The sequence below is a fragment of the Pelomicrobium sp. P1 genome, assembly GCF_052805615.1.
This window is the reverse complement of the sequence record NZ_JBRBEM010000006.1, coordinates 1-16,570: the sequence shown is the minus strand read 5'-3', so window position 1 is coordinate 16,570 and position 16,570 is coordinate 1. Positions and strand designations below refer to the sequence as shown.

Here is a 16,570-nt window from a genome sequence, read left to right as displayed (position 1 = left end):
CCAAAAATTGTCCTCCGGCAAAGAGGAGCGCTGCCATGCTCATCGGCGTACCCAAGGAGATCAAGACCCACGAGTACCGGGTGGGCCTCACCCCCGCCAGCGTGAAGGAGGTGGTGGCCCATGGCCACCGGGTCCTGGTGGAACGGGGCGCCGGGGCCGGCATCGGCGCCTCAGACGCCGAGTATCTGGGCGCTGGGGCCGAGGTGGCGGCTTCCGCCGAAGAGGTCTACGCCCGGGCCGAGATGATCGTGAAGGTCAAAGAGCCCCAGCCGGTCGAGCGGGCCCGCCTTCGGGAAAACCAGATCCTCTTCGCCTATCTGCATCTCGCCCCCGACCCCGAGCAGGCCCGGGACCTCATGGCCCGAGGCGTGGTGGCGATCGCCTACGAGACCGTCACCTCCTCTGGCGGCGGGCTGCCCCTCCTCGCTCCCATGTCGGAGGTGGCCGGCCGCATGGCGATCCAGGCGGGCGCTCGCTGCCTAGAACGGGAAAACGGCGGCATGGGGGTGCTGCTGGGCGGCGTGCCCGGCGTGCCGGCGGCCCGCATCACGATCCTCGGCGCGGGCGTGGTGGGAACGAACGCGGCCCAGATGGCGGTGGGCACCGGCGCCCAAGTGACGGTCCTGGACCTCTCGGTGGAGCGGCTGCGCCGCATCGACCACGTGTTGGGCGCGCGGGTCGTCACCTGCTTTTCCAACCGCCACAACATCGAAGAGCACGTGCTGGCGGCGGAGCTGGTGATCGGGGCGGTGCTGATCCCCGGCGCCGCCGCGCCCAAGCTGCTGCCCCGGACGCTGGTGCGGGCCATGAAGCCGGGCTCGGCCATCGTGGACGTCTCCATCGATCAGGGCGGTTGCGCCGAGACCTCCCGCCCCACCACCCACGCCGAGCCCACCTACGTAGAGGAAGGCGTGGTGCACTACTGCGTGGCCAACATGCCGGGGGCAGTCCCCCACACTTCTACCTACGCCCTCAACCACGCCACGCTGCCCTTCGTGCTGGCCCTGGCCGACAAGGGCTGGCGGCGGGCGATGGAGGAGGACCCCCACCTACGGGAGGGGCTCAATGTGTGCCGCGAGCGCATCACCCACCGGGGTGTGGCGCAGGCCCTGGGACTGCCCTACACGGACCCGGCGCGAGCGCTCGCCGGGTAAGGCGCGCCGTCCGCCCGGGATCGCGTCACCCGCGGAGCCACGGATTGACGACCTTCGCTCCGACGCCTTCGAAGTGGCGCGTGTTACGGGTGGCGATCACAGCCCTACGCGCGCGCTGCGGCGATGCCAGCAATCTGCACGTCGTGGAACCCGACCCGACGACCCGCACGGCGGCGGCGCGCGGCGATCCTGGCGGCTTCGGCCGCAGCCGCCTGCTCAAAGGGCAACCCATGGCCTTCCAGATCTTCTTCGAGCGCCCTGTCAAAAGCCCTCATCGGTCATGGCGGGGTCTCTTCGCCAGTTCAGCTCCTCGCCACCACGCCCACCAGGGGGTTTTCCGCCCGCAGGCGGCACAGGAGCACCCGGTCGAAGCGCCGGGTGAGGGCGAGGGCGGCCTCGGCCGCCTGCCGGGCCAGGGCCTCCCGCTCGGCGTCGTCCACCATGTTGATCACCGGCACCACCCGCGCCGAGCCCGTGCCCTTCATGAGGCCCTCCTCGGAGGCCATGAGCCGCGCCACCTGCCCCGGCGTGAGCGGCTCGCCCCGCTTCCCCCCGCTCACCGCCTCGATCCGGTCGATGCGGTGGGCGACGCGCTCGGACAGGGGCTCACCGATGGCCCTGGCGGAAAGAAGCGCGATGACGGTGGCGGCACCCGCAGGAATCCGCGGCTCGTCCTCCTCCGGGCACTTGATCCAGCGCATGCGGGCCCCGTCGGCCTTGACCAGGGTGACGGCGAAGCCGGCCGTCCGGTGGATCTGCGCCACCAGGGCCGGCGACACGCCGCCGAGCCTCCCTTCCTTCGCGCTCGGCGCGAAATAAGCCACCTTGGGGTGACGGGCAGCCGCGGCCCTCACCCGCTCCGACAGCAGTGGCTCCTCGGCCACCACCTGGGCCACGGGAAGGCTCGTAGGCAGCCGAGGCGTCAGGACCGTGGCGGTGAGGGCGACCGGCCCCGGGTGAAGGGCGGCCAGGCGCTGCAGCACGCTCTTCTTGCCCCCCGCGCCCACGGCGCACACGATGCCGGAGCGGGCGCCGAACAGATCGAGCAGGTCTTCGCCCCTCATCGGTCCGGGTCCCGGGCCACGACCGCCGCCCGCACCGACAGGATGCGCGGGAGGAACCGGGCGAGGACTCGCCAATGCTCGCCCCCATCCCGGCTGGCGAAGAGCTGCCCGTTGGTGGTGCCGAAATACAGGCCGCAGGGCTCGATCCCGTCGGCGTCCATCGCCTCCCGTAGCACGCTTACGTACGCCCTACGTTGCGGCAACCCCCGGGTAAGGGGCGTCCAGGTGCGGCCCGCGTCCCGGCTCCGGTACACCCGCAGCCGGCCGCCCACCACGGTGCGCATGTGGCTGCTTTCCTCCGGGATTTGGAACACCGTGTCCGGGTCCCGGGGATCCACCGCCAGGGCGTAGCCGAAATCGCTGGGCAGGCCCGCCGTGACGTCGATCCAATGTCCGGCGCCGTCGTCGCTGCGGAAGGTGCCGGCGTAGCACTGGCGGTACAGCCGCTCCGGCTGGGCCGGGTGCAGGACCAGGCGATGCACGTTGTGACCGCACTGCCTCGAAGGATCGGGGACGTGGGCCACCGGCACCCCCTGGTTCGCGGCACGCCAAGTCTCGCCGCCGTCTTCGCTCCCGTAGACGCCGCCCGCGGAGACCGCGGCGTACATCCGGCGCTCGTTTCGGGGATCCACGTGGATCGAATGCACGGCGAACATTCCATGGGCCGGCTCCCAGTAAGCCCGGGTCGGGTGATGGTTAAGACCGGCGACGGGCGACCAGGTCGCGCCCCCGTCGCGGCTCACGAACAGGCCGGGCGGATCGATCCCCGCGTAGAGGGTGCGCGGGCTTCCCGGACCGCCCGGCGCCAGGTACCACACCGCCTTGAGGGGCGGATCCATCTCGCCGAGAGCGTGATGGGGCACGGCGGGCAGCGGCGTCCAGCGCCGGCCCGCGTCCCCGGTGCGATAAAGATGGGCGCCCCACACCGGATGAGCCGCCGCAGCGTATCCGGTCTGCGAGTTGCGCGGATCGAGCCATGCGTGGAGGATTTCGTACCCCGCGAGATGCGGCTCCTCCAGGCGCCAGCGCGCCCGCGCGAGGCTCGAGCGGGCGACGAACAATCCTTTTTGCGTCCCGATCACCAGCGCCACATGGGACGCTCCGCGCTCGCTAGGCATCTTCGCTCGATGGGTCGAAACGGTCCCCCTGGTTGGGCATCCGCACGGCCTCCGCGTTCGGCGGTGGCAGGCCGAGGGATCGGGAAAGGTTCGCAAAGCGGGCGAGCGCCCCAAGTTTTTCTGCGACGCTCGATAACCGCAAGGCAAGGAGGGTGGCGCGCCCGGCGAGATTCGAACTCACGACCTTCGGCTCCGGAGGCCGACACTCTATCCAGCTGAGCTACGGGCGCGCGGGGCCTGTATTATGCCGCTTTCCCGCTAGGGCGTCCACGCCCGTGCTTTGAGGGCTTTTGGCAAAGCCGCTATAATTTCACGACTTTTTTGCGTGCGGGACCCGGCATGGCAGACATCCACATCGAAGAGCACTCTTCCCTCATCAAGACCCCGAAGCAACTCATCATCACGGTGGTGCTGGCCTTCCTCGTGCCGGTGGTCGTCATCGTGATGATCGCCCACTTCATGACGGGCGGCATCAAGACGCCGAAAGAGGCGATGGCGCCGGAAGCCGTGGCCCAGCGGTTGAAGCCCGTGGGAACCCTGGTGGTGGCGGGAACGCCCGCCGCCGAAGCCGAGGCCCAGCGCCTCGCCGCGGCCGCCCCCGCCCCGGCGCCCGCCCAAGCCCCGGCGCCCGCGGCCGGAACTCAGACCGCCGCCCTGGACGGCCAGGCGGTCTATCAAAAAACCTGCGCCGCCTGTCATGCCGCAGGCGTGGCAGGCGCGCCGAAGCATGGCGACAAGGCGGCCTGGAGCACCCGCATCGCCCAGGGCAAGGATGCTCTATACGCAGCCGCGCTCAAGGGCAAGGGCGCCATGCCGCCCAAAGGAGGAAATCCTGTCCTGTCCGACGCGGAGGTTAAGGCCGCGGTAGACTACATGGTGGAGCACGCCAAGTAAGGGCAGACGGTCACCAGAGGCGTAGATCCGAGTCTGCGCCTTTTTTGTTTCTGATGCCATGGCGACCTACGCGATCGGCGACGTGCAGGGGTGCTACGCCCCGCTGCAACGCCTGCTGGAGAGAATGCGCTTCGATCCGGCCCGGGACCGGCTATGGTTTACCGGCGACCTGGTCAATCGCGGCCCCGCCTCCCTCGAGACCCTGCGCTTCGTGAAAAGCCTGGGCGCGGCGGCGGTGGCGGTGCTGGGTAACCACGACCTCCATCTGCTGGCGGCGGCGCGCGGGGTTCGCCGCCTCCACCGCCAGGACACCTTGAGGGACGTGCTGGGGGCGACCGACCGGGACGAGCTGCTCGACTGGCTGCGCCGCCGCCCCCTGATCCATGCCGAAGGCGCCACCGTCCTGGTGCACGCGGGGCTGCTGCCCGAGTGGAGCGTGCCCCGGGCGCTGGAATTGGGGCGGGAAGTGGAGCGAGCCCTGGTGGAAGACCTGGACGGCTTCTGCCGCCACATGTACGGCAATCACCCGGACCGGTGGGACGAGGCCTTGACCGGCTACGAGCGCCTTCGGGTGATCGTCAACGCCATGACGCGGCTGCGGATCCTCACCCCGGACGGGCGCATGGAGCTCACCTACACCGGCCCGCCCGAGCACGCGCCCGCCGGCTGCGTGCCCTGGTACGCCGTGCCCGAGCGCCGCAGCCGGGACTATTTCATCGTCTGCGGCCATTGGGCCGCCCACGGGCTCGCCATCACCGAGGCTCTGGCGACGCTGGATACGGGCTGCGTATGGGGCGGGAAGCTGACGGCGCTGCGCCTGCAGGACCGGCAGGTGTTCCAGGTCGCCTGCGGGGAAGAGGCAGACCGAGAGCGGCGGCGATGGCCTGTTCCGACGCCCGGGCCAGCTCGTGGCGGGTGAGGCTGCGGGGGTCGATAGGCTCGCAGAAGACGATTTCGGCCCGGGTGTAAGGCTCCCCCAGGATGCGTTTGAGGGACCCGGCGAAGCTCATGTCTCCGTAGTAGGGGACGGCCCGGGAAAGGGCCCCTGAGGCATCCCGGTAGCGCAGGGCGGCCGGGTGGACCGGCGCCACGACCTCCACGGCGGGCTGCAGCAGGGAGGGGTGAAAGATTTTCAGCTCGGTGCCGTCGGTGGTGGTGCCTTCGGGGAAGACCGCCAGGCGCTCCCCGGCGGCCAGCAGCCGCCGGATCTCCCCGTTCACCCGCGCCGCGTCGTGGCGCCGGCTGCGCTCGACGAAGATCGTCCCCGCCCGCTCGCTCAAGTAGCCGATCAACGGCCAGCGCCGGATCTCCGCCTTGGCCACGAAACGGCACGGGCTCACCGCGGAGATGACGAAGATGTCGAGCCAGGAGACGTGATTCGCCACCACCACCCCCGTGCGCGGCTCCACGCCAGGAGGATCGCCCCCCACCGAAAGCTCGACGCCCAGAATGCCCAGGAGCTGGAGGGACCAGCGGCGCATGACCCGGGCCCGGGCGGACCGATCGAGCCGCGGATACTGGAAAGTCACGCGAGCGAGCCCCGCCGCCAGGTGATACGCCAGGCGCGCGATCCGCCACGCGGAACGGACGAAGGGATGGAGGCTAGGCGTGATGATCTTTCAGGAAATGGCGCGCGTAGCGCCCGTTCAGGCGTTGCATGGGCAACAGGAGGAGGAGATCCGCGGTATTGAAGTCGGGATCCCAGGCCGGATCGCCGCACACCCAGGCGCCGAGGCGCAGGTAACCCTTGATCAGGGGCGGGATGGCGGCGTCCAGGTCCCCTTTCAGCGCGGCGAGGGGAAGCGGGCAGCGCGGAAACACCCGGTATTCCACCGGACTCATGAAGCGCTGGCACACCTGGTTGTAGATGCTGGCCGCCACCCGCCCGCCGTCGCCCATGGCGATGCTGGCGCAGCCGATCAGGTAATCGTACCCGTGGCGGCGCATGTAAGCGGCGATGCCCGACCAAAGCAGGGCGATGATGGCGCCGTTGCGGTAACCGGGATGCACGCAGGCGCGCCCCACCTCCACGAGGCGGCCGCCCAGGTGGGCCAGCCGCACTAGGTCGAACTCGTCCTCGGAATAGTAGCCGCCGATGCGCTCGGCGTTCTCGGGGCTCAGGATGCGGTAGGTGCCGACCACTTCGTGGGTCTCGCGGTCGCGCACCAGCAGATGCTCACAGTACGGGTCGTACAGATCGCGATCGATGCCGAGATGGGCGCTTTTCAGGCGCGCGCCCATCTCCTCCCCGAAGACCCGGTAGCGCAGCCGCTGGGCCTCCAGCACCTCCCCGGGAGATTGGGCGAGCTGCACCAGGAGCCGCCGGCGCTGGGCCGGTCGTATGCGCGATTGTTGGGTCAGCATGGTCGATCCCTTCACCACGGTCGGCGCCACTGTAGGCCGGAACCGTGACGCTTGCGTGAAAGACCTGCTAACCCTGGATGAAATCCCCGCCCGTCCCGGGTGCACCGGGCAGCCCCTCGGTTCAGTAATGAGTGACGCGAGTCACGCCCCCGCCGGACACCACCCTCACCCGGTCGCCGGGCTTGAAGCTCTCGTCGGCCTCCTGGGTCACCGCGATCAGGCTGCCGCTGTCCAGTTTCACCGTGATCTCCAGGCCGGGCCTGCGGGTGAGGGCCTCCTCGGCCGCCGCGCCGGCGAGCCCTCCCAGCACGGCGCCGCCGATGGCCCCGATGGCCGCGCCCTTGCCGTGGCCGATCTCGCTGCCCGCAATGCCCCCCGCGGCGGCGCCGGCCGCCGCGCCGATGGGGGTCTTGGTGCCCTCGATGGTCACCGGCCGCACGCTCTCCACCACCCCCAGGCGCACGGTCTGCTCCTTGCGCGCCTGGTCCCGGCTGTAGGCACCGCCCGACAGGCTCCCGGCGCACCCCGCCACCGCCACCGCGATAGTCGCCAGCACCCAAGCCAATATCCGCTTGCTCATGACCTTCTCCAGCTCTGGTTCACCACAAACGATAGCCGAACGCCTCGTAGAAACGCTCGTCGATTTCCTCGCGGCTCGGTTGGTGGTTCTGGGCACCCCGATGGGCGATCTTGATGGCGCCCATCGCCGAAGCGAGCCGACCGGCGTCTTCCAGGGTGAGCCCGTTGGCGATGGCGTACAGCAATCCCGCCCGGTAGGCGTCCCCGCAGCCGGTGGGATCCACCACCGCATCGGCCCGCACGCAGGGGATGTGGATCTCCCGGCCCTCGGCATGAATCACCGACCCCTGGGCCCCCCGGGTAACCACGAAGGCCCTCACCCGCCGCGCCAAGGCTGCGACCGGCAGCCCAGTGCGCTCTTCCAGGAGCTTGGCTTCGTAGTCGTTCGCCGCCACGTAGTCGGCCGCGTCGATGAAGTCGAGCAGCTCCCGGCCATTGTACATCGGCAGTCCCTGGCCCGGATCGAAGAGGAACGGGATGCCCGCCTCGCGGAATTCCCGGGCGTGCTTGAGCATGCCTTCGCGGCCGTCCGGCGCCACGATCCCGAGCCCGATGCCCTCGGCTTCATGGACACTGTTCAGGTGGGAATGGTTCATGGCCCCCGGGTGAAACGCGGTGATCTGGTTGTCGTCCAGGTCGGTGGTGATGAAGGCCTGGGCCGTGTAGGTCCCCTCGACCCGCAGCACGTGGGTGCGCTCCAGCCCGAGCCGCTCCAGGCGGCTTTCGTACGGGTGGGAGTCCTCCCCCACGGTGGCCATCACCACCGGCTCACCGCCCAGCAGCCTGAGGCTATAGGCGATGTTGCCGGCGCAGCCGCCGTATTCCCGCCGCAGGTCCGGCACCAGGAAGGACACGTTCAGGATGTGAATCTGATCGGGAAGGATGTGGTTCCTGAACCGATCGCGAAACACCATGATCGTGTCGTAGGCGATGGAGCCGCAGATCAGCGTGCGCATAGCTGGTCGATTATACAAGAGCAAGAACAGCGCCGCGGGTCCGGTTGTCCGACCTCCGTGGCGTCGGCAAGGTTCGGATGTCGGCAAGCGGTGCACCGGCGAGCGCGACCATTATGCTTCATGCATGCCCCCGTCGTCGCGAGACGGATCTCCTAGCGAAATGTCACCACCACCTCGGGTTCTCCTGACAGCCCCCGGTACCGAACTCGGATCGAGGCGCCTGGCTCGGGTGTCAGGGGCGCGCTGAAGGCGCCCAGGCTCACCAGGTCCCCGGGCTCGAGCCGCTCGCCCCGGCGCTGGAGGTCCCGGGCGAGCCAGAGCAGCGCGTTCAGGGGGTGGCTCAGCACCGCCGACCCTGGGGCGCGGGCGAGGACGCGCCCCGCCCCGTCCTCCACCACCACTTCCATGGTCCCGAGGGCCACCGGATCGAGCCGCGCCGCCGGAAGCGGCGTGCCCAGGACGCCGAGGCGGGCACCCACGTTGACCGCGGTAATGAGGGCTGCGTTGACCGGCGCCCCTTCCGCCAGGGCCAGGTCCGCCAGCTCGATGAAGGGGATCACCTCCCCCAGGGCGGCCAGGGCTTCCCCCGGCGTGGCCGCCTCGTTGACCGCAGCGCTTCCTATCCGCACCAGCAGGTCCGCCTCCACCACCGGCCGGGCCCCGTAGGCGGCCGGCACCGCGGCCCCGCCGGAAAGCAGCATCTTTTCCAGGAGCACCCCCCGTACCGGCGCGGCGGCGCCGAAGCGACGCTGCAGAGCGGGATGGGTGAGCCCCACCTTGTAGCCCACTCGGGGTCCAAGCCTGGGCTCGAGCCGCGCCACCAGCTTGGCCTGGGTGCAGAGTGCCTCCTCCAGGGTCATGGCGGGATCCAGGCCTCCCAAGGGGATCCGAGCGTGCCAGGCCGCCGCCAGAACGTCGGCTTCGGCCTCGGTGGCGCAGGCGCCCCAGGCGCCGCCGGCGGCCCAGGCCAAGGCCCAGGCGAGCCCCGCCAGCCACCGGGGCCGGTTTCGAGGGAAGGGTCGATGAAGCGGAGCCGGCGCAGGGGACATGGAGCCAGCGCAGGAAAGGAAACAAAGGAAACGAGCCCCGCCCGCTGGAGGCCTGCCACGGCGCGGGCGGGGCGGGATGGGGTCAGCTCAGGTGCTTGTTGACCAGCTTGGTCATCTCAAACATGGACACCTGGCTCTTGCCGCCGAAGACAGCCCTGAGCTTGTCGTCGGCGTTGATCATGCGCTTGTTCACGGTGTCCTGGAGCTTGTTTTTCCTGATGTAGTCCCAGACCTTCTTGGTGACCTCGGTGCGGGGCATAGGGCTCGAGCCCACCACGGCCGCCAGGGTGGCGTCGGGGGTCATCGGCTTCATGAAGGCGGGGTTCGGCTTGCGCTTGGCTGCCGGCTTGGCCGCCTTCTTGACCGGCTTTTTCGCCGCGGGCTGCTTCTTGGCCGCCGGCTTCTTGGCCGCCGGCTTCTTGGCCGCGGGTTTCTTCGCGGCCGGTTTCTTGGTCGCCGGCTTCTTCGCCGCCGGCTTCTTCGCGGTTTTCTTGGTCGCCATAATCTTCCCTCCAATCGATGCGTGCGGTCGCCTTTTCCCCTCTATGCCGGTGCCTGGCTCAAGGCGATAGCTAGGCGACGAGAGAATGCCTAAGCTTTTGGCTCTGCGCAAGGGGTTTTTGCCCGTAGGCGCCCGTTTTTCCGGGCTCCGCGCCGATCGAGGCCGTTTTGCGGGCGTCCGCAGGGCTCCGTTGGGGGACTAAACCCAGCGGCGCCGGCCTCCAGAGGCCCGTTCGCCGGAAGAAGCGCCGCCAGCCGCCGGGGGGCGGCTTGGGAGGTGCCCCGGTGGCTCGGCCGCCCGGTGGAGGGGAGCTGCGGCACCGTCCTGATCCCCCAGCGCCCCGGTACGCCGAAGCGGTACGCCGAGGGTTCCTCTAGGCCCATCCGTCCGCCGGGCTCCGCCTCCCGGAACGCCTCGGGTAAACTTTGAGTTTTCCAAATAAACCGGTTCCTGCCCCCGTCCATGTCAGCCCCCAAGCCCGCCCCCAAGGCCCCCGCGGCCCACGTCACCAACTTCCTGCGCCAGATCATCGAGGAGGACCTGCGCACCAACAAATGGGGGGGGCGGGTCGCCACCCGCTTTCCCCCGGAGCCCAACGGCTATCTCCACATCGGCCACGCCAAGTCCATCTGCATCAATTTCGGCCTGGCCCGGGACTACGGCGGCGAGTGCCACATGCGCTTCGACGACACCAACCCGGAGAAGGAGGAGCAGGAGTACGTGGACTCCATCCTGGAGTCGGTGCGCTGGCTGGGCTTCGATTGGGGCGAGCACCTGTACTACGCTTCGGATTACTTCGACAAGCTCTACGAGTTCGCGGAATATCTGATCCGCCAGGGCAAGGCCTACGTGGACAGCCTCTCGGCCGAGGAGATCCGCGACTACCGGGGCACCCTGACCGAGCCGGGCAGGAACAGCCCCTACCGGGACCGCCCGGTGGAAGAGAACTTGGACCTCTTCCGGCGCATGCGGGCCGGCGAGTTCCCCGACGGCGCCCACGTGCTGCGGCTCAAGATCGACATGACGTCGCCCAACATCAACCTGCGCGATCCGGTCATCTACCGCATCCGCCACGCGCCCCACCACCGCACAGGAAATCGGTGGTGCATCTATCCCCTGTACGACTATGCCCATTGCATCTCGGACGCCTTGGAGCGGATCACCCACTCCATCTGCACCATGGAGTTCGAGGATCATCGGGCGCTTTACGACTGGATCCTGGACGAGCTGGCCGAGGTGCTGCCCTGGCATTCGCGGCAGTACGAGTTCTCGCGTCTGAATCTCCTCTACACGGTGCTTTCCAAGCGCAAGCTGATCGAGCTGGTGGAAGGCGGGCACGTGGACGGCTGGGACGACCCGCGTATGCCCACCCTGGTGGGCTGCCGGCGCCGGGGCTATACCCCCGAAGGGATTCGCCTGTTCGTGGAGCGCATCGGCGTATCCAAGCAGGAATCGTGGATCGACATGACCGTGCTGGAGGACTGCATCCGGGAGGACCTGAACGAGCGGGCGCCGCGGCGCATCGCGGTGCTCGATCCCCTGAAGCTGGTGATCGTGAACTACCCGGAGGAGCGGGAAGAGACCTGCCGCGCGCCCAACCATCCCCAGAAGCCGGAGCTGGGCACGCGGGAATTGCCCTTCTGCCGGGAGCTATGGATCGAGCGGGACGACTTCATGGAGCATCCTCCCAAGGGCTTCTTCCGCCTGTCGCCCGGCGCGGAGGCGCGGCTACGCTACGCCTACCTCGTGAAATGCGTAGACGTGAAGAAGGACGCCGAGGGGCGCGTGGTGGAAGTGCATTGCACCTACGACCCCCAGACCCGGAGCGGCACCCCGGGGGCGGAGAGCCGCAAGGTCAAGGGCAACATCCACTGGCTCTCGGCCCGGCACGCGGCGGCGGCGGAGGTGCGCCTGTACGACCGGCTGTTCTCGGTGCCCCATCCCGGCGCGGGGGGCCGGGATTATCGGGAAGACCTGAACCCCCATTCTAAGCGGGTGATCCGCGCTTGGGTGGAGCCGCTCGCCGCCGCCGCCCAGCCCGAGGAGCGGTTCCAGTTCGAGCGACACGGCTATTTCGTCGCCGACCTGCGCGACCACGCGCCCGGGCGTCCGGTGTTCAATCGAAGCGTCACCCTGAGAGATTCCTGGGGCAATTCGCGACAATAGCCGTGGTCGTAGGGTGCGTGGAGCGCAAGCGAAACGCACCGGAATCGACCGACGGATCCACCAGCGGCGTCGCCTTTTGGGAGGAGACGAAGATCACGGCGTCGGACAAAGCGACGACATCGTGCTCCTCGCCGGGTTCGGTGAACAGATAATCGCCTTCCGACAACTCGGCGCCCCCCGATCGATACCTTTCCCGCGAGGACCACCACCTCTTCCGTGCCGTGATGGGTATGGCGGGGTAAAGCGCGATCCAGCCGCCAGACGCACCACCGAGGAACGCCCTCCGGATTCGTTGTTGCGGTAAAGACTGCGCTCGATACCGGGATGGCCGGTGGGCCGCCAGTTCCGCTCGCTTCAGTTGCTTTTCCAAGCCCTTCAAATCGCCGAGCACCCACACGTCCGCAATCTTCTCCCCACGGAATGTGAACAATGCGCACCCCGCCCAGCTTACGCGCTTTTGAGTGGGCGGATAACCCAAAAGCTCGGCTTGATCAATGCCGGTTTGTGCGTCCTCATTTTTCTGTCACATAAGGCTGGCGCTGAGCCTCGAAGCGCTGAGACCAAGGCAGGGAAGCGCGGCAACGCCGTTCCCCGCGCCCGCTGAAGCAGAAACCTAGCAGAGCGTCTGGGGTGCGGGCCAGGCACAGGTCCGGGCTGGACACCTAGGAACAGATAGGGCGCGTAGGGTGCGCCTTGGCGCACCGCTCGGGGGATGCCGGTACGCTTCGCCCGCCTGCCGCGACACGTGCGGCGCAGGCGCCACGTTCAGGTTAGGAAGCGGCGAAGCGACAGACGGCGCTCGTCGAAGCGCCACAGGCCGGCCCGCCGCGCCGCCGCGTAGGCGGCTTCCAATTCGGTGGGAAGCGGCCGCCGGTCGATCTCCACGTACAGCCGGCGCCCGTCGTCGGCGATGGAGCCCACCTGGTACTCGGGACGGTACTGGCCCATGATGTTCACGTAGGTGTCGGGGGACACCTCGTTGGCCAGCCACTCGAAGATGGCCGCGGCCTCCTCCGCCAGGCCAGGCATCACCAGGTGGCGTACCAGCACACCCCGCTTGGCGAGGCCGTCAGGGCCGAACTTGAGGGGTCCCACCTGCCGGTGCATCTCCAGGATCGCCTCCCGTGCCCGCTCCGGATAGTCCTTGGCCTTGGCGAAGCGGCGAGCGCTCTCCCGCGTCCAGAACTTGAAATCGGGCATGTAGATGTCCACCAGCCCGTCTAGCAGCTTAAGCGACTCGACCGAGTCGTAGGCGCTGGTGTTGTAGACGATGGGGAGCTTGAGACCCTGGGGCACCGCCGCGGCGATCGCCTCGATCATCTGGGGAACCACGTGCTCGGGGGTGACGAAGTTGATGTTGTGGCAGCCTTGGGCCTGCAGCGCCAGGGCGAGGTCGGCGATCTCCTCCGCCGTGCACTCCCGGCCGGCGCGCTTCTGGGAGATGTCCCAGTTCTGGCAGAACACGCAGCGCAGGTTGCACAGCCCGAAGAAGATGGTGCCCGAGCCGTTCCAGCCGCGCAGGCAGTCTTCCTCGCCGAAATGGGCGAAGGCGCTGGAGACGACGGCGTACCGCCCCGTGTTGCACACCCGCATCTGGTTTTCCAGGCGGTTGACGTGGCAGTTGCGGGGACAAGCGCAGCAGTCGGCGAGCTCCGCCAGGGCCGCCCTCACCCGCGCTTCCAGGCCGCCCTTGCGGTAGGTCGCCAGGTAGGCGGGCTCGAAGTCCCTTACCTGGAAGCGGGGGTCGGGCTCCCAGGAGGTCCAAGGCGTCAACATACGGACCCGAGACGGCAGGGAATTGCTCTCGATCGACCACTCTATTAGACAACTCCCGGCGTCCTTGGTCCAGCGGGAGGGCAGGTGCCGGTAAGCTGCGCCCTTGCGCCGCGTGCCCGGCCTGGCGCTTCGAGCATTGGGGGTGCCCCCGCACCCCGGGGACTGTACCCAAACCCTTTTGGGCGCCGCCGATGACCGTGCCCTACAGATTCTCGGGCCAAAGGCCAGTGAGCTTGGCGATGTCTCGCGAGCATTCGCGGACCGATTTCTTCGCGGGTCCGCGTTAAGGTACGCGACGCTTGCGGCCCGTCGCTCTTGAACGTATTTGTAGACCCCGTCGTATTTTCGCCAGCACGTTGTTTACGGCAGCGATGTCGAACCGCTCCGGGTCGAATCCGGCACCGAGCCAGTCGAGCGTTTCCTCATGCTCGGGATTCGAGGGATCTGCAATGATCTTCAATAAGTCCGCATAGCCCCAGACGCCGCCGCAGTCCTCCGGCGGGCACGCCCTGGCGCCGGCAATGCAAGAGAGTCGGGCGTCTTCCTTGGCGCCCCCGAGCACTTTTTCCAGTACGATCTTGTGTTCCCAACCGTCACCGAAATCGTACTCATAGATCATCGCGTCTTTGACGGTCCTTAAGACCTCGTCCAGGCGCACGCGCTTTTCGTTGATCCGTTCCATCGCGAATTCAGGATCGGGCTCCCCGTAAAGCACGCCCCTTGCAACGAACTGATGCAAGTGCGAGTCTGTCCAGCCCATGGCGACTTGGAGGACTTCGTGCAGGTCGGCCAGCGAAAGGGAACTCGGCACAAGCAGCCGGCGCCAAATCGGCGGCCTGACGCCGTTCAGCGTCACCTTGATCTGATACATCATCGCGTCGGTTGCCATTTGTCGGCATCTCAGAAAGTCAAGGTGTAACGGTTTGAGCCGCTACCTCCGCCCGCGCCAGTAGCCGGGACGTCGGCTATGGGAGCGAGCGAAAGAATACGCAGTTGGTGACCAACTACGGTGTCCCTCGGGGTGCAGCCAGTAGTTCACTGGAACCGGGCCTTCAGCTCAGCCAACGCCCCGGAACCAGGGATCAACAAGACGGCGCCGCTTTCCATCTCAGCACTCCGGCGCTCCACCTCTGCGGCCCATGCCTCCTCGACACCAGGATCCATGTCAAGACTTGGAATCAATCGCTCGACCAATCACGTCCACCCTGTGGTCGGCGGTTGCAACGCTTCAGCTTCCAGCAATTCGACAGTCGAAACCATGGCTCACTCCACGAGAGCTAAAGCAAAGGTTAGATTGCCATAGTGCCGTGCATATAGGCAAACGTCGCGACAGCCTCAGAAAAGGTGGCAACGCTTCGCGTCACCAGCAGCAAGAGGCAGAGCGAGAATGAGCAGCGCTTTTTGTTGCCCACGTGCATAAGATTGCTAGCGGCTTTCCTTCACTTAGAAACGATGGATTTGTAGGTTCAGAGCCTACCTCAAAATTGTTGTTGGCGTGAGGATGAGTTCGTAGAATCGGATGCATGCTGCGTCTGAGCGACGAACAGTGGGAGCGAATTCGGGAGCATTTTCCCGAAGAGACCCTTGCCGAAGGTCGAGCAGGCGCAAGCCGGTGCCGACGCGCCAGGTGCTTGCCCACTTCTTGCGGCGCAAGCGCTATCCCACAGCGCTCAACGATCGGCTGTCACACCGCCAGCCGGTTTCACCGGGCGAAGGCCATCTTCAACGGGTCCGGTGCCTTGTCGCAGATCAGTCGGCGAGTCTCGGCCTCCTGGCTGGGCTTGGCGAGCTGCGCTCGCCAAGCTTGCGCCGCCGCGCTTGTCTCTCAATGCGCACGCCTTCCTGTACATGACATTGGCAGAGGTTGAACACCCCGATGCGCGACAGGCACTCTCCTCGGCGATAGCTTCATATGCCTAGCCGCGCCGACGCAGACCGACTACTTACCGCCGCTGTTCCGCGCGCTTCAAACCACAACGATCTTATGATGCTTTGTCTTTTCATGCCAGCGGGATTGGGCGGCAACGAGAATGTCAAGACCAGATGTTTCCGCTCAATATAGGGACGCTCCGCCATGGGGAGCAGGGCTTCGGCGGAGCTTTTTAGGCGATAAAGACTTGTCGAGCTGGGCGGGGTGAGGACTCCCGTCTCCCCCACATGGCACTCCGGCGTCGCCGCCGTGCTACGGCCGGAGATTCACCGCGTCGCCCGCCCAAGTGAAAATGATGTCAGGGAAGGCGGATGGGAGGCCGGCCGTCCCTCCATCCAAGACCCCTGACTGGGCCGAGTAACCGGACGCCGAAAATTTCCGGGGTCGTCACCCGCCGTTTCCATGATACCCCTGTCGCGGGCTTCCTAGTTTTTCAAACCAAGTGCCGCCCGTCAGTCACCGTCACTTGCCTTCGCTCCTGTCCCGGAGCTACCATTAGCACTCTCTCGCATCGAGTGCTAACAAATCCCCGTCATCGACCACAACCTATTGAAGGAGAAAAACTTTATGAAAATCCGTCCGCTGCACGACCGGGTCATCGTCAAGCGCCTGGAAGAGGAGCGCAAGACCGCGTCCGGCATCGTGATTCCCGACACCGCCGCGGAGAAGCCCGATCAGGGGGAAGTGGTCGCCATCGGCAATGGCCGGCTGCTGGAAAACGGGACCCTGCGCCCCCTGGAGGTCAAGGTGGGCGATCGGGTGCTCTTCGGCAAGTATTCGGGCCAGACCGTGAAGGTGGAAGGGGAAGAGCTCCTCGTGATGCGCGAGGAGGACATCATGGGCGTCATAGAGAACGGTTAATCGTCCTAATCATCAGAGGAGTCCGCACAACATGGCAGCCAAAGAAGTCAAGTTCCATGAAGCCGCTCGCCATCGCATCGTCGCTGGCGTGAACATTCTCGCCGATGCCGTCAAGGTCACGCTGGGGCCCAAGGGCCGCAACGTGGTGATCGAGCGC

At 67.3% G+C, this 16,570-nt stretch carries 16 protein-coding genes, 1 tRNA gene and 1 pseudogene; 5 read left to right on the top strand and 13 right to left on the bottom strand.

Going from position 1 to position 16,570, the window contains the following annotated elements; all coding sequences use genetic code 11:
• Window positions 1-35: 35 nt before the first annotated feature.
• On the top strand, window positions 36-1,154 hold the full coding sequence (gene ald / locus ACUVYZ_RS07385) for an alanine dehydrogenase (protein ID WP_439933805.1): 1,119 nt from the start codon (window positions 36-38) through the stop codon (window positions 1,152-1,154).
• Between the two features lie 302 nt (window positions 1,155-1,456).
• On the opposite strand, the gene yqeC is transcribed toward ald, so the two are convergent.
• The 3 genes from yqeC to ACUVYZ_RS07370 all read right to left on the bottom strand — a co-directional run bounded on the left by yqeC (window position 1,457) and on the right by ACUVYZ_RS07370 (window position 3,566).
• On the bottom strand, window positions 1,457-2,218 hold the full coding sequence (gene yqeC, locus ACUVYZ_RS07380; RefSeq protein WP_439933804.1) for a selenium cofactor biosynthesis protein YqeC: 762 nt from the start codon (window positions 2,216-2,218) through the stop codon (window positions 1,457-1,459).
• Window positions 2,215-3,336 (bottom strand): WD40/YVTN/BNR-like repeat-containing protein, encoded by a 1,122-nt coding sequence (locus tag ACUVYZ_RS07375; RefSeq protein ID WP_439933803.1) that lies wholly within the window; start codon window positions 3,334-3,336, stop codon window positions 2,215-2,217. The genes yqeC and ACUVYZ_RS07375 overlap by 4 nt, the downstream gene beginning before the upstream one ends.
• 153 nt (window positions 3,337-3,489) lie before the next feature.
• Window positions 3,490-3,566, bottom strand: a tRNA-Arg gene (locus ACUVYZ_RS07370).
• Window positions 3,567-3,675: 109 nt separating this feature from the next.
• On the opposite strand from ACUVYZ_RS07370, the gene ACUVYZ_RS07365 reads away from it, so the two are divergent.
• Together ACUVYZ_RS07365 and ACUVYZ_RS07360 are read left to right on the top strand one after the other, a co-directional pair.
• A complete protein-coding gene (locus ACUVYZ_RS07365; RefSeq protein WP_439933802.1) occupies window positions 3,676-4,230 on the top strand; it encodes a c-type cytochrome in 555 nt (184 codons plus the stop codon).
• Between the two features lie 58 nt (window positions 4,231-4,288).
• Complete coding sequence (locus ACUVYZ_RS07360) at window positions 4,289-5,149, top strand: symmetrical bis(5'-nucleosyl)-tetraphosphatase (RefSeq protein ID WP_439933801.1); 861 nt, start codon at window positions 4,289-4,291, stop codon at window positions 5,147-5,149.
• A gap of 157 nt (window positions 5,150-5,306) precedes the next feature.
• On the opposite strand, the pseudogene ACUVYZ_RS07355 reads toward ACUVYZ_RS07360, so the two are convergent.
• The 6 genes and pseudogenes from ACUVYZ_RS07355 to ACUVYZ_RS07330 all read right to left on the bottom strand — a co-directional run.
• Window positions 5,307-5,711, bottom strand: a pseudogene (locus ACUVYZ_RS07355) (lysophospholipid acyltransferase family protein); the annotation flags it as partial.
• A 121-nt stretch (window positions 5,712-5,832) separates the two neighbouring features.
• Complete coding sequence (locus tag ACUVYZ_RS07350; protein ID WP_439933800.1) at window positions 5,833-6,594, bottom strand: GNAT family N-acetyltransferase; 762 nt, start codon at window positions 6,592-6,594, stop codon at window positions 5,833-5,835.
• 121 nt (window positions 6,595-6,715) lie between these two features.
• On the bottom strand, window positions 6,716-7,174 hold the full coding sequence (locus tag ACUVYZ_RS07345; protein WP_439933799.1) for a glycine zipper 2TM domain-containing protein: 459 nt from the start codon (window positions 7,172-7,174) through the stop codon (window positions 6,716-6,718).
• Between the two features lie 19 nt (window positions 7,175-7,193).
• Window positions 7,194-8,129 (bottom strand): carbohydrate kinase family protein, encoded by a 936-nt coding sequence (locus ACUVYZ_RS07340; RefSeq protein ID WP_439933798.1) that lies wholly within the window; start codon window positions 8,127-8,129, stop codon window positions 7,194-7,196.
• Between the two features lie 152 nt (window positions 8,130-8,281).
• Entirely contained in the window at window positions 8,282-9,178 is an 897-nt protein-coding gene (locus tag ACUVYZ_RS07335) for a 2-keto-4-pentenoate hydratase (RefSeq protein WP_439933797.1), read from the bottom strand.
• Between the two features lie 82 nt (window positions 9,179-9,260).
• Window positions 9,261-9,680, bottom strand: coding sequence for an SWIB/MDM2 domain-containing protein (locus ACUVYZ_RS07330; RefSeq protein WP_439933796.1), 420 nt, complete (start codon window positions 9,678-9,680; stop codon window positions 9,261-9,263).
• 462 nt (window positions 9,681-10,142) lie between these two features.
• Between ACUVYZ_RS07330 and ACUVYZ_RS07325 the strand changes: the two genes are divergently transcribed.
• Entirely contained in the window at window positions 10,143-11,846 is a 1,704-nt protein-coding gene (locus ACUVYZ_RS07325; RefSeq protein ID WP_439933795.1) for a glutamine--tRNA ligase/YqeY domain fusion protein, read from the top strand.
• On the opposite strand, the gene ACUVYZ_RS07320 is transcribed toward ACUVYZ_RS07325, so the two are convergent.
• The 4 genes from ACUVYZ_RS07320 to ACUVYZ_RS07305 form a co-directional block, all read right to left on the bottom strand.
• Window positions 11,809-12,342 (bottom strand): ester cyclase, encoded by a 534-nt coding sequence (locus tag ACUVYZ_RS07320; protein ID WP_439933957.1) that lies wholly within the window; start codon window positions 12,340-12,342, stop codon window positions 11,809-11,811. The two genes, ACUVYZ_RS07325 and ACUVYZ_RS07320, sit on opposite strands and share 38 nt — an antisense overlap.
• A gap of 269 nt (window positions 12,343-12,611) precedes the next feature.
• Window positions 12,612-13,622 carry a radical SAM protein gene (locus ACUVYZ_RS07315; RefSeq protein WP_439933794.1) on the bottom strand — a complete coding sequence of 337 codons (1,011 nt, stop codon included), beginning with the start codon at window positions 13,620-13,622 and terminating at the stop codon, window positions 12,612-12,614.
• A gap of 283 nt (window positions 13,623-13,905) precedes the next feature.
• Window positions 13,906-14,511: a plasmid pRiA4b ORF-3 family protein gene (locus ACUVYZ_RS07310; RefSeq protein ID WP_439933793.1), complete on the bottom strand. Its 606-nt coding sequence runs from the start codon at window positions 14,509-14,511 to the stop codon at window positions 13,906-13,908.
• A 146-nt stretch (window positions 14,512-14,657) separates the two neighbouring features.
• Complete coding sequence (locus ACUVYZ_RS07305) at window positions 14,658-14,804, bottom strand: addiction module protein (protein WP_439933956.1); 147 nt, start codon at window positions 14,802-14,804, stop codon at window positions 14,658-14,660.
• A gap of 1,315 nt (window positions 14,805-16,119) precedes the next feature.
• On the opposite strand from ACUVYZ_RS07305, the gene groES reads away from it, so the two are divergent.
• Complete coding sequence (groES, locus tag ACUVYZ_RS07300) at window positions 16,120-16,413, top strand: co-chaperone GroES (RefSeq protein ID WP_439933792.1); 294 nt, start codon at window positions 16,120-16,122, stop codon at window positions 16,411-16,413.
• Window positions 16,414-16,570: the final 157 nt, after the last annotated feature.